10 protein-coding genes are annotated in these 12792 nt (G+C 45.4%); 6 read left to right on the forward strand and 4 right to left on the reverse strand.

Annotated elements, in window-relative coordinates; all coding sequences use genetic code 11:
- Positions 1 to 24: 24 nt before the first annotated feature.
- Positions 25 to 1638 carry an MBL fold metallo-hydrolase gene (locus tag HZB61_12205; GenBank protein ID MBI5057367.1) on the forward strand — a complete coding sequence of 538 codons (1614 nt, stop codon included), beginning with the start codon at positions 25 to 27 and terminating at the stop codon, positions 1636 to 1638.
- Between the two features lie 79 nt (positions 1639 to 1717).
- Here HZB61_12205 and HZB61_12210 read toward each other — a convergent pair whose 3' ends face one another.
- On the reverse strand, positions 1718 to 2071 hold the full coding sequence (locus HZB61_12210) for a hypothetical protein (protein ID MBI5057368.1): 354 nt from the start codon (positions 2069 to 2071) through the stop codon (positions 1718 to 1720).
- A 514-nt stretch (positions 2072 to 2585) separates the two neighbouring features.
- On the opposite strand from HZB61_12210, the gene HZB61_12215 reads away from it, so the two are divergent.
- Positions 2586 to 3047: a cache domain-containing protein gene (locus HZB61_12215; protein MBI5057369.1), complete on the forward strand. Its 462-nt coding sequence runs from the start codon at positions 2586 to 2588 to the stop codon at positions 3045 to 3047.
- 67 nt (positions 3048 to 3114) lie between these two features.
- Positions 3115 to 4755 carry an MCP four helix bundle domain-containing protein gene (locus HZB61_12220; protein ID MBI5057370.1) on the forward strand — a complete coding sequence of 547 codons (1641 nt, stop codon included), beginning with the start codon at positions 3115 to 3117 and terminating at the stop codon, positions 4753 to 4755.
- Positions 4756 to 4766: 11 nt separating this feature from the next.
- On the opposite strand, the gene HZB61_12225 is transcribed toward HZB61_12220, so the two are convergent.
- Positions 4767 to 5891 (reverse strand): trypsin-like peptidase domain-containing protein, encoded by a 1125-nt coding sequence (locus tag HZB61_12225; GenBank protein ID MBI5057371.1) that lies wholly within the window; start codon positions 5889 to 5891, stop codon positions 4767 to 4769.
- A gap of 170 nt (positions 5892 to 6061) precedes the next feature.
- Here HZB61_12225 and HZB61_12230 point away from each other — a divergent pair, with 170 nt between their 5' ends.
- Positions 6062 to 8434 (forward strand): PAS domain S-box protein, encoded by a 2373-nt coding sequence (locus HZB61_12230; protein MBI5057372.1) that lies wholly within the window; start codon positions 6062 to 6064, stop codon positions 8432 to 8434.
- Positions 8435 to 8467: 33 nt separating this feature from the next.
- On the opposite strand, the gene HZB61_12235 is transcribed toward HZB61_12230, so the two are convergent.
- Both HZB61_12235 and HZB61_12240 read right to left on the reverse strand, forming a co-directional pair.
- A complete protein-coding gene (locus tag HZB61_12235) occupies positions 8468 to 9718 on the reverse strand; it encodes a methyl-accepting chemotaxis protein (GenBank protein MBI5057373.1) in 1251 nt (416 codons plus the stop codon).
- Between the two features lie 213 nt (positions 9719 to 9931).
- Positions 9932 to 11626: a carbon starvation protein A gene (locus tag HZB61_12240; protein ID MBI5057374.1), complete on the reverse strand. Its 1695-nt coding sequence runs from the start codon at positions 11624 to 11626 to the stop codon at positions 9932 to 9934.
- Between the two features lie 448 nt (positions 11627 to 12074).
- Here HZB61_12240 and HZB61_12245 point away from each other — a divergent pair, with 448 nt between their 5' ends.
- Entirely contained in the window at positions 12075 to 12248 is a 174-nt protein-coding gene (locus tag HZB61_12245) for a hypothetical protein (GenBank protein MBI5057375.1), read from the forward strand.
- 27 nt (positions 12249 to 12275) lie between these two features.
- Positions 12276 to 12755 (forward strand): universal stress protein, encoded by a 480-nt coding sequence (locus HZB61_12250; protein MBI5057376.1) that lies wholly within the window; start codon positions 12276 to 12278, stop codon positions 12753 to 12755.
- Positions 12756 to 12792: the final 37 nt, after the last annotated feature.

Genomic DNA, 12792 nt, shown 5'->3' on the forward strand with positions numbered 1-12792 from the left:
TTCATGGCATTTTAAGTTAAATTTATGGACGGCGGATCTGAAATCAATAATTTACCCGTAAGAGTATACAGGAAGATCGGAAACTCTCCAGGGGCTTCAGAAGAACTTCTTGCAAAATTCCGTATCCACCTGCCTGACCGTCCCGGATCACTTGCAGCCTTCGCCTCAGTTATCGCGGACCGCGGCGGGAATATTTCCTTTTTTCATTATGACCGCTCCAAAGACAGCAACAGGGTTGTGGTTGAAGTGCGATTTGAGCAGGACGACAGTCTTCAATCGCTCTTAAATTCACTGAAAGAAAATCATTACTCTTTTGACAGCTCTCAATTTTTCCAGGACGACCTGCAGATCACCGCTCTCGAAAATATCCTTGAAATAAAGGTCAGGCTGGGAAACATCCCCGGCACATTGGCTGCGTTCGCCAGCGCTCTTGCGGAACATGACGCAAATGTCATCTTCATGCTTTACGATGAAGATATTGATCCCGGATCGGCGGACATTTCAATGGTAACAAAAGACCCTGAAGAGATCGACCGTCTGCTTAATGCAATAAATGAGAAGGGATATTATTACAGGGTGGTTTACCGCGGGACCGACGAGCAGGAAGTGTCGCATATCATCGGCCTTAAGCTGGTGGAGAAATTCTTTATAAGGCTGAAAAAGCTCCTGCCACAAAGCGACATCGAGGAGCTTAAATCCCTCGTTGAATCATCAAAAGACCTTTCCCAGGACCTGCTGCAATTTTATAAAGAGGCGGGGAACAACCTTGAGGCGGGTGATGTGTTTGAGAAAGTCCTCACGTTCGCCTCACGTTCACGAAGCAGGACAGGCGATAAATTTTCAGTCATTGAGATGCCTGTACTGAAATTCGGTGATGTGACGCTGTCAGGTTTCAGGCTGCCTACAAGTGAGAATCTCTATGTATTCAGGCACGGAGATGAGCTGACAATGATAGACTCCGGCCACGGAATTTACTATGAAGATATAAAGCGGCTGCTGAAGAATAAGTCCCTCGACCCCGCAAAAGTCAAAAGGATATTTGTCACGCATCCAGATACCGATCACGCCGGGGCCTCAGGATATTTTGAAGATGAGTTCGGCGCCAGGATTTTCATGCATCCCGGCAGTGATGACGTGATTTCAAATATGAACAGGGCGCATGGCATCTCAGGTGGGCTTTTGGACCTGAATAAATACTACACACGCCTTTCCGTCAAATTCACTGCGTGCAAATTCCCCATGAGGGTACATCATCTGGCTACAGACAAGCTCGGAAGAATAGGCGGATTTAAAATAATTGATACCTTTGAGATAGGGGACCTCAGGTTTGACGTGCTGGAAAGCCATGGGGGCCATACCGCTGGACTGGTCTTTTACCTTAACAGGGAATACGGGCTTATATTCACCTCGGATTTCCTGCTTAATATACAGAGTCTTTCGCCGGAGGAAAAAGAACACATGAGCATTTACAGGTATTTGCTGACAAACCCCAACAGCAATTCAAATATTTATAAAGAGGAAACTGCCGCGTTAAAGCAATTGATAGAGTCTCTGAACAGGGAACTGAAGCGTTTTTCGAGGGCAGTGTGTATTTTCCCAGGGCACGGAGAATATTACCGATTCCGGGACCTCATTTAGCAGCCCGATTTTGATTCTCAAACTATGTCTTGAAAATGCCAAATCATGTCATTGCTGACAATAATTGCAAAACAAAAACTCAACACTCCATTGCCATCTTTTGATCATTCATATAATTGAATATGCCTTCGGGATCGCACGATATGCACATATCAATTCCCTGGATTATCTGCATGTCTTCACACAGCAAATACGCCTTTTGCAATTCAACGTCTTTAAGCCTTTCAAGCACCAGTCTTTTCGGCCTGAGATAGACTTCTCCGCAATTCATGCATATCCAGATGAAGTTATTCTTTGCCGTTTCAAGGCACTTATCACAAACATAAAGAACGACGCCCGGCATTGCTTCTGCGTGCGTTGACGTGTACTCCTTTTTGCATATTGAGCACTTTTGAAACTTATTGTTGATCTCCACTTTCTTTCCTCCTTTCATTTAGCACTGCATCAACCTCTCTTCTGGAAAGTTATCATGCAATATCCGTGCCCTGAAAATAAGGGGACATTATTGCAAGTGTCTCACTCTGTCTTACTATTCGGATAATCCTGGACAAAAAATAACCCGGTTCAGAAAATATGTTTAAAAACAGGGGAATACTTTTGGAGGTATACCGGTCGAAATTAAATAATGATTATTCTTTTAACGGCTATCAGAGGCGGAAAAAAAGTGACGTTAAGACGCGCCATTTTCTGAACGCCCTGAATAATTTTTGACGTTTCGCGGAGCATCTCCAAAGCCATATTCGTGCACAAACTATCCAAGGCTCTTAGTAAGTCAAAGCTAAAGCTTTCTTAGCTATGTGTCGATACTAACCATACTGGCACTTCGAGTCAACATCTTATTGATAGGTAGAAATCTGAAGGAGGTGACATCTCTTTAAATTATTTAAATTACAAAATCAGCAACTCCCTGATGTGGAGTTGAATTAATCAATGATAGAGGAGAAAAAATGAAAAAAGTTTTAGTTAGTATCTTCGTTACTCTTTTTACACTGAGCATGGTCAGCGTAACCTTCGCAGGTGACAGCGGCACAAAAGCCGAGGCAGAGGCAATGGTGAAAAAAGCGATTGCCTATATAAAAGAGGCCGGCAAAGAAAAGGCCTTCGCAGAAATCAATAATAAGCAGGGAAAATTTGTGGACAGAGACCTTTATATTTTTGTATACGACCTGAACGGTAAGGTCCTTGCGCACGGCGCAAACGCGAAAATGATCGGTAAAGACTTGATAGAGATGCAAGACCCAGACGGGAAATTCTATGTAAAAGAAAGAGTGGAAATTGCAAAGACAAAGGGCAAGGGCTGGCAGGACTATAAGTTTACAAATCCGACAACCAAAAAGATTGAGCCGAAAACGGCTTATATCGAAAAGCTTGACGACATGATCATAGGCTGCGGCGTTTATAATAAGTAAGGCGCAGGCCGGCTAAGCGGACAACGACCGTTTAGCCGGCTGGTCTTTTTCATCAGGAGAAGTAACAATGAAGCGATTTTTAAATAATTTAAAATTATCAAAGAAATTATTGGTGGCCCCGCTGGTGGTGATAATCTTCATGTTTATTCTTGGCGGGGTATCATACGTCAGTCTCATCATACAGAAATCCGCCACTGAAGATATTTTCAATCACAATTTCAAGAATTATCAAACTACGGCCACTGTCGGCAAAGACCTTGCCTCAGTTCACGCTAATGTTTACAAAGCAATAAGTTGGGCCAACGCAAATTATGATGCGAAAAAAATTGAGCAACTCGGGAAGGAACAGCTCTCCGCATTGGACCGTTCAGTGGAAGCGATAGCAACTGCGCTTAAAAAGAAAGATAATATCAAGGAAGAAGCGGACCTTTTACAGTCTGTATCCAATAGTCTTGCTGAATACAAAAAAGCCGCGTATTCGGCAATTGATCTTTCCGGTTCAGATCTGAACATGGCAACAATGTACATGAATACTGCAGACAATAAATTTCAGATACTTTATAAAAACCTCCATGAGCTCCTGGAGCTTCAGAATAAACTGAGCCAGGACAGATATGACTTTTCCTTAAAGAGTTTTCACTCCGCTTTAATAATATTTATTATTATGGTTGCTCTCGCAATAGGGGTATCTTTGCTTGTAAGCATAGCAATTTCAAATCTCGTCACTGCGCCAATTGAGAAAACAATTATCGTGACCGAAAAAATTGCAGAAGGTGATCTGACCCAGAAGATTGATCTTTATTCCAATGATGAGATAGGCAAGCTGGTATCAGCGATAAGGACCATGGGAGAAAGACTCAAGTCAGTGCTTTCTGAAACAAAATCAACAGCAGACAATGTCGCATCTGCCGGACAGGAACTGAGCGCCAGTTCAGAACAGATGTCTCAGGGTGTCGCAGACCAATCCGGGAAGGCGTCGCAGATAGCTTCAGCTTCGGAAAAGATGTCACAAACGATTGTGAACGTCGCAGCCAACTCTTCGACCATGGCCGCTTCGGCAATTGAAACAGCCAAGGTCGCAAAACAGGGTAAAGAAATCGTCAGCAAATCAGTTGATGAGGTCAAGGCTATTGCAACCACAGTTAACAAGTCAGCCCAGCTTATGTCGTCGCTTGGTGAACGCTCACGGCAAATAGGAAACATAGTCAAAGTAATTAAGGACATATCGGACCAGACAAACCTGCTGGCTTTGAACGCGGCCATTGAAGCGGCGAGGGCTGGTGAGCAGGGCAGAGGTTTTGCCGTCGTTGCAGATGAGGTAAGAAAACTTGCGGAAAGAACAACGACTGCAACGTCCGAGATAGGCGCAATGATCGGTTCGATCCAGCAGGAAGTTGAAGAAGCAATTGATAATATGAATGAAGGCACAAAAAGGGTTGAGATAGGAGTTGAATTTGCTTCCAAGGCAGGTGATGCCCTGCACATTATTGTAAACAGCGTAGAAGATCTTCAGTCCATTGTTCAGCAAATTGCCTCTTCAACAGAAGAAATGTCAACGGTGTCTGAGCAGATAAGCGGTGACATCGGGATGATAGCCAGTGTTACCGAGGATACTTCCGCGAGTTCAGAACATATAGCGCAGTCAGCTTCTAATTTGGCAAAGCTCTCATCAGATTTGCAGAGTCTTGTGGGGCAGTTCAAGCTGTAAATAATTAGCGCCTACCCGGTGTCTTCAAGTCTCACTCTCACTTTAATTTTACTGTCATCACGCAACACTCCCAAAGTCACTTCGTCTCCTATGCGGTACTTTTCAAGTTCATTTCTCAGATCATCAAAAGACGACACACGTTTATCATTTACTGTTTCAATGATGTCGCCGAGTATGATTTCGTCTCCAATCTTTTTTGTTCCTCTCAAACCGGCTTTTTCCGCTGTGCTGCCCGGCTGGATATTGATTAACAGGACGCCTTTGATCCCCATCCTTCTGGTGATGCTCACATTAGCGACAGATACGCCTATGCCGGGACGGCTCACCCTTCCGTGCCTGATAAGCTCCGGGACAATGCGGTTGACTATGTCCACGGGAATAGCGAAACCGATCCCCGCGCTTGCGCCCGAAGGGCTGTATATCGCAGAGTTCACGCCTATGAGCCTTCCAGCGCTGTCCAAAAGAGGGCCGCCTGAATTGCCCGGGTTAATAGCAGCGTCAGTCTGGACGACCCCCTGAATGGCCCTGCCGGTGGCAGATTTCATCTCGCGGTTAAGCGCGCTGACAATGCCGGTGGTCATTGTCTGGTCGAATCCGAAGGGATTGCCGATAGCAAAAACCTTCTGCCCTACTTTGAGGCCCTTTGATTCACCAACCGTGATCGGCCTTAATTTTTCCGCAGGAGCGGAAATTCTCAGGACAGCAATGTCCTTGTCAGGGGCCGCTCCGACAACAACCCCCTTCCAGGTGGAATGGTCTGCAAGGGTCACCTCTACACGGCCGGCGTCTTCAATGACATGGTAATTTGTGACGATCATGCCGTTGTTGTCCCAGATAAATCCTGAGCCTGTCCCCTGCGGGACCTCATAAACATCCATGCTGAAAAGACTTCGCCGAAGCTCGATGCTTGTAATGTAGACCACTGACGCGGAGGTGGATTCAAACAGTTCAATGTTGTTTTTCTCATCTGCCGCAAGGTCGCCTCTCGCGGTAACAGGACGCGGTTTCGCATGAGGATCATAAAGCGTCCCGGGGCGGGACAAATACCACCAGATGCCTGCAAGTATCAGGATAAGCAGCAGCCACGGCAGAAAGTTCCTGCGGTTTTCGCGACGATCATGGTTGTACTGGTCCATTATTAAAATATATTATGACATTTTGTCCCCGATTGCAAAAAAACGAAGACCTGATATACTTCGCTTTAAGGATTTCTACGGGGGCTTTACTTCAATATTTATCAAAGATGAATGACAAATACAAGACAAAAGAACAGTTCGTAAAAGACTATGGAGGTCTCACTTAACAAATGACAAAAGTGCTTATTGTTGAGGATGAGGCAATAGTCGCGGAAGACCTGAAGGGCACGCTTAACGAGCTCGGCTATGATGTCCCCGCGATCTCGCAAACCGCTGAAGAAGCTGTCAAGGCTGCTGGAGAGATACGCCCGGATATCATTCTGATGGATATCGTACTCAAAGGTAATCTTGACGGGATCAAAACGGCAGAACAAATAATGACAAGCTTCGACATACCGGTGATCTATCTTACAGCTCATGCAGACGGAAAAACATTTGAACGCGCAAAGGCGACCTCGCCTTTCGGCTATATCGTAAAGCCCTTTGAAACACCTGACCTTCAGCGTGTACTCGAGATGGCGCTTAATAAACATGCCCTGGAATCCAGGGTCAGGGAAAGCGAAGAAAAATTCCGGTCTTTGTTTAACCAGGCTTCCGACAGCATTTTCCTCATGTCGTCAACGGACAGGGGGTTAATCATCGAAGACGCCAACGAAGCCGCCTGCACTATGCATGGTTATACCAGAGAAGAGTTAATCGGAAAGCCTATATCAGTTCTGGATGAGCCTGAAACCGGCAGACATATACCGGAAAGAACAAAAACATTGTTAGCAGGAAGGCCATTGCATTTTGAAGGAAGACATGTCAGGAAGGACGGCTCAGTCTTTCCTGCAGAAATATCGGCCCAGCTTATTCATATCGGTGGAAAGCCCTATATCCTTGCAATTGACAGGGATATCACCGTACGTAAAAAAGCGGAAGAGAAGCTGAAACAGATAAGCGCCTATAACCGCAGCCTGATTGAGGCGAGCCTTGATCCTTTCGTCACTATCGCTGCCGACGGTAAAATCACTGATGTGAACATTGCCACGGAAAAGGTTACGGGCTATTCGAGAAAAGAACTTATCGGAACTGATTTTTCAGACTATTTCACAGAACCCGAAAACGCGAGGGCAGGCTATCAGCACGTCTTCAGAGAAGGCATGGTCCACGATTATGCGCTGGAGATCAGACATCGGGAAGGGCATATAACACCTGTTATCTACAATGCATCGGTTTACACTAATGAGGAGGGTGAAGTCATCGGTGTATTTGCTGCAGCCCGCGATATTACCGAACGCAAGAGAGCTGAGGAGGATTTACAAAATGCAATAAAAGCCCTTGCTGACGAAAAAGCGAAACTGGACGCGATCATTGCCGCCATCGGTGACGGCATCAGTATTCAGGACACGAATTTTAAGGTGTTATATCAAAACCAGCTACACATAAATATGTTGGGGTATAAGGTTGGAGAATACTGTTACAAGGCATATCAGAATAGAGACGCAGTCTGTGAAAGATGCCACCTGGCAATGTGTTTTCAGGATGGTAAAGTCCACAGGCTGAAACAGTCGAGGACTACAGACGGTGAGACATTTTACTACGAAATTATAGCATCTCCTGTAAGAGATTCATTCGGCAAAATCATTGCCGGGATAGAAGCCGTCAGAGATATTACCGATAGTAAACGCCTGGAAGACGCGCTTCATCGGTCCCATCAGGCCTTGATCAATGTTCTGGACGGCATAGAGGCCATTGTTTATGTCGCAGATATGAAAACATATGAATTACTGTATTTGAACAAATATGCGAAAAGTATTTTCGGCGATGCCGTAGGGAAAATCTGCTGGCAGGCGCTTCAATCCGGACAGGCCGGACTGTGCGGCTTCTGCACCAATGACAAACTGCTCGACGGCTGCGGCAAACCTGTCGGCGTTTATCATTGGGAATTTCAAAACACTGCAAATGGCAGATGGTACGATATTCGCGACAGGGCCATCGAATGGATAGACGGAAACATTGTAAGGCTTGAGATCGCAACCGACATTTCCAGTCTTAAGGAAGCGGAAGAAGCGCTCCGCTCCATGTCGTTTGTCGACGACCTGACAGGCCTGCATAACCGCCGAGGTTTCCTGACCCTTGCTTACCAGCAACTGAAAACAGCCCGCCGTGACAAAAAAATTATGATGCTGATTTTCGCCGACATCGATAATATGAAATCGATTAACGACACTCTCGGTCATATTACAGGGGATCAGGCTTTAAGAGATGCCTCGGCAGTCCTGAAAAAGACCTTTAGAGAGTCGGACATTATCGCCCGGATAGGCGGGGATGAATTTGTGGTCCTTGCAATGGAAACACCAGATGCAAATCCCGCATCGCTCACAAAACGTTTACAGGCCCACCTCGATGAATATAACGCCCCGGAAGGGAAAACGTTCAACCTGTCATTGAGCATCGGGATTACATACTATGACCCTGAGAATCCCTCCACTGTTGACGAGTTGCTTTATAAGGCTGATACCCTGATGTACATCAACAAGAAAGAAAAGAAGAAAGTATAACGGAACGCATAAATGACTGCTGCTGAATTTCGTTTATGAGATATTGCTGTCTTCCCGTGAAAGCGCCCCGGCTCCTGAATTTAAAGTCTTTCCGTTCTGCCTGTTATTTTGTTTACCAGTTTTAAAAAAAGCTATCTCGCTGGCAAGGAGTTGTTCGCTCTGAGCAAGCTCAAATGACGTGGCATACATTTCCTGTGCGTGTCCGGTAGTATTTGAAGAGATAGAAGCTATCTCCTCGATGTCCTGATTCACCTGTTCCGCTGTAGCGGACATTTCCATTGTTGACGCCGCGATCTGCTGCAGCATTTCCTGCAGCGTATTTACACTGCCTACAATTTGCTTCAGTGATTCTCCCGCCTTATTTGAAAGACCGACCCCCGACTCAACTCTTTGAAGGCTTTCGTCCATCGCGATTCCGGCATTCGTTGTCTGTATCTGGATGGTCTTGATCATCTCTCCGATCTCGCCGGTAGATTTCGACGTTTTTTCAGAAAGCTTTTTTACCTCATCTGCGACAACCGCAAACCCCCTGCCTACATCTCCTGCCCTTGCAGCTTCAATGGCCGCATTTAACGCCAGCAGGTTTGTTTGAGCGGCGATATCATTAATTACTTCGACGATCTCGCCGATCTGATTTGAATGTTCGCCGAGTGATTTGATAAATCCGGCAAGCTCCGACATCGCAGTTTTTATCCTCAAAACCTCTTCGACAGAGGCGTTGACCACTCCCCCGCCTTCCTGGGCGAGTTTTAAAGTTTCATTTGCCGCTGTTGAAATGTTGGACGTATTTTTGGCAACGTCTGCAACAGCCTCGGCCATTTCATGAGAGGCGGCCGCTACCTGCGCCGACTTGTCTGCCTGGGCGATCATCTTTTCGGAAATCGTATCGGTAACAACATTCAAATGCTGATTTGCCGAGGCGACCTTGTCACCTGCTTCCTTAACTTTGCTGACGACGTTATGGACCTTCTCTATAAAGACATTCATCCACTTCATAAGCTCGCCGACGTCCCCCTTCCAATCTCCCTCTAATCTTTTGGTAAGGTCCCCTTCTCCTTCAGCAATGTCCCTCATCTCATAAGCAATACTGAACAGTTCGTTTTTCTTTTTATAGTAAAAATACATCCAGACCAAAAAAGTGATAAGTGTTAATATCCAGAGTCCGGCCAGGATAAATTCTTTTCCCTGAATATTGCTGTTTTCAAATAAAACTATTCCTGTTATTGCAGCAATAACAATGATCGCAATGATTAAAAATTTATGTCTCTTGATATGCAATTTCAATTGTGAACTCTTTTCTCCTGAAGTTGCTTACATATTACCCATTATCGGCATTTTCAAATCAAATCTTAAGCTATACTCTTAGGGTTCTTCCCGACCTCCTGATACAGGTCGCCCTGATATGTTTTTGTTGCTGCGCTTAAGCAAAAAATTCAATCATATTTCTCTGTTAAGCTGAGCTGTAAATTGCAGGGATATATCCGGGGAAGACGGAATTTATGTTTCGGCCTTACTGATTTCAGCAGGTTTTAATACCAATATCCTTATCGCTTCAAATATCAGCAATAGACTCAGAGAAAACAGGATGATCCCGAAGATGGCGGAGATCAGCGCATCCGGCTTAAGCTCTAAAACTTGTGACGGGGCAGACAATAATTTCAGAGAGGGCACGATTAATAAAGCCAGTGACCATAACGTCATTGTCAGCATGAACAGCATTGGAACTATTGCATACATCGCGTTCTTGCCGTTCTTGATCAACCAAACTGATATTGACAGCAGAACAAGGCTTGCAAGCAGTTGGTTGCTTGTTCCAAAAATAGGCCATGCTACCAGATATCCTTTTTCTTTTGTAAGCATAAGAAACGCAAACGGCACAAGCAGGGTGATCAATGCGGCAAAAAGACTTCCCGTTTTTGACTGCCAGCCTGTCAGCTCCTGAAAAATATACCTTGCAAGTCTTGTTGTAACATCAAGAGTGTCATATACAAAGGTTGAAAATGCGAGCAGCGCAAATGGGAATGCAATATTAAAACCAACACCCACCAGCCCCAGATAACCGGCAAGGCCGTTGGCATAAATAAGATTCGGATCACTGCCAAGGCTTTGTGAGCCCTTCGGTATCATCATGAGCGTTGCAAGCGCAAGCACGCCGACCAGGCCTTCAAGGAGCATGGCCCCGTAGCCGACAATACGCGCGTCGGTTTCTTTCATGAGCTGCTTTGATGTGGTGCCTGAACTTACTATTCCATGAAAGCCTGAACATGCGCCGCAGGCGACCGTGATAAATAAGACAGGGAAGATTAATTTTCCGTTCGCCAGACTTTTCATTCCGTCGATATTGAATGCGGGGTACTCAATACTGAAACCGCCGAACAATGCGCCGGACAATCCGATTATAATTGTCATATACAAAAGCCATCCGCCAAGATATCCGCGCGGCTGAAGCAGCAGCCAGACCGGTATCACGGACGCGCCAAAACAGTACATCAATAAAACGATATCCCATTGCTTTACTGTAATGCCTGACAGAAGAGAGATCACCGGCTGGGGCAGTCTCGGCCCGATCCATATAACAAGAAAAACCAGCGGCAGGAATATCACTGTAGCAAGCGAAAGCCTTATCCTGAACTTGTACAGAAGGACACCCATCATTGCTCCAAGCAGGAGATAAAGTATGGAAGACGCTGCCACGCCGGGGCCGTAAGCCGTGTCTGCCGTCACTGTTTTGAAGGTCTGGGCGGTAATGTCTGTAAAGGCTATGATGACATATATCAGGGCAAGCCAGATGAAGATAAGAAAGAGGATATATGAAGTGCGGGACATATGCTCTTTTACGATCTCGCCGATTGACGCGGCCTTATGTCTGATCGACGCTGACAGGCTTGTTAAATCATGCACCCCGCCTATGAAGATAGAACCGATTATTATCCACAACAGAGCTGGCAGCCACCCGAACCAGATGCCTGCCAGGATAGGCCCCACAATCGGACCTGCTGCCGCGATTGCGGAAAAGTGCTGCCCCAAAAGCAAAGAGGCTTTTGCGGGGACAAAATCCACCCCATCATTTACCTGGCAGGCCGGGGTCTGGCGTGAATCATCCAGGTCCATCTGTTTCGACAGGTAGCTGCCGTAAAACAGATACCCGGCAATAAATATAATTATGGAGAAGACAACTACAAGGCTGATCATATTCTATGTTATATAATTTTTAGTAACTATCTTACAAGGTATTTCAGTAGTCAGTATTTCAGTAGTCAGTAGTCAGTAGTCAGTAGTTTGGAAATCCCTAACTATTGTCTACGGGTCTGCCAACTACTAACTACTAACTGCTAACTACTGTTTTTAATTGATTCAATTTCGTTGCATAATGCAATCATCAGCCTTCTGATGCAACAGCCCGTCTCCCGAAATTAAAAGCACCATCTAACATCTTTGAATTTCAATCTTTTCAGGACCGCAATCAGGAATTAAGCATTCTCCCGATTAACTGCCAATTGCAAATTGCAACAAATGGCACACAGAACACCGACTGTGTGCCAATGCGTATTACTTTATTAATTCAATGAGTTAAACGGTCCTTCGCATACTGGCACGGATATTGAGATAAGAAAGGAAAACAAGTAAAGGAGGTGTACAAATGAAAAGGCTGTTAAGAAAATTAGAAAACATCTATGCAGCAGCCGCCTATGCAGAAGAAGGTGAACACGATACGGCAAGGGAAATCATGAGAGATGAAGAGCAAAAAGTTGACCGTATAACACCGACAAAAAGGCCCCGGAAAGAAATGAGAGCGCCCGGAAGAGAAAGGTAGAAATATCTGATGCCTCGAGGAAATAAGATGAAAAAGCTGACCAAAAAACTGGAAGACATCATGTCCGCAGCCGCTTTTGCAGAGGCAGGCGAATTTGAGACAGCAAGGGAGATCATAAAAGGGAAACGCAGGATACTGCTTGCTCTAAGAGGAGATGAATCGGATGTAAACGCTTTCAGGTACGCGCTCAGCATGTGCAAACGTATAAATGCCGGGCTCGACATCCTGTACGTCTCTGAATCCGCGGCGACTTTATTGAATAACTTTAAAAACACACTTGAAAAGGAGGGAGTAAATTATGTGATCACTGAAAAAACAGGCTGTGTAAAAAAGGAGATCATTGATTACACAGAGAAGAGGAAAGATATCCAATTCGTAGTAATTGAATCATCGGAAGTTCTTAATATCGATTGTAAGCAGGACGACGGGACGCTCTCTGATGCGTGGAGGAAATTAAAATGTCCGCTGGTCCTGGTCTCAAAAGGCGCATCGCCTTCAATGGCGTAAAAAAACAGTGATTAGTGTAAGTAAAAGGCACTGAAGC

It is taken from the genome of Nitrospirota bacterium (assembly GCA_016214845.1).
In the GTDB taxonomy this organism is placed as follows: Bacteria; Nitrospirota; Thermodesulfovibrionia; order UBA6902; family UBA6902; genus SURF-23.

Bases quoted from the DNA above. Each gene is read 5' to 3' on its own strand.
- HZB61_12205 (MBI5057367.1), top strand. From the start codon at position 25: ATGGACGGCGGATCTGAAATCAATAATTTACCCGTAAGAGTATACAGG.
- HZB61_12245 (MBI5057375.1), top strand. From the start codon at position 12,075: ATGAAAAGGCTGTTAAGAAAATTAGAAAACATCTATGCAGCAGCCGCC.
- HZB61_12240 (MBI5057374.1), bottom strand. From the start codon at position 11,626: ATGATCAGCCTTGTAGTTGTCTTCTCCATAATTATATTTATTGCCGGG.
- HZB61_12250 (MBI5057376.1), top strand. From the start codon at position 12,276: ATGAAAAAGCTGACCAAAAAACTGGAAGACATCATGTCCGCAGCCGCT.
- HZB61_12220 (MBI5057370.1), top strand. From the start codon at position 3,115: ATGAAGCGATTTTTAAATAATTTAAAATTATCAAAGAAATTATTGGTG.
- HZB61_12230 (MBI5057372.1), top strand. From the start codon at position 6,062: ATGACAAAAGTGCTTATTGTTGAGGATGAGGCAATAGTCGCGGAAGAC.
- HZB61_12225 (MBI5057371.1), bottom strand. From the start codon at position 5,891: ATGGACCAGTACAACCATGATCGTCGCGAAAACCGCAGGAACTTTCTG.
- HZB61_12210 (MBI5057368.1), bottom strand. From the start codon at position 2,071: ATGAAAGGAGGAAAGAAAGTGGAGATCAACAATAAGTTTCAAAAGTGC.
- HZB61_12215 (MBI5057369.1), top strand. From the start codon at position 2,586: ATGAAAAAAGTTTTAGTTAGTATCTTCGTTACTCTTTTTACACTGAGC.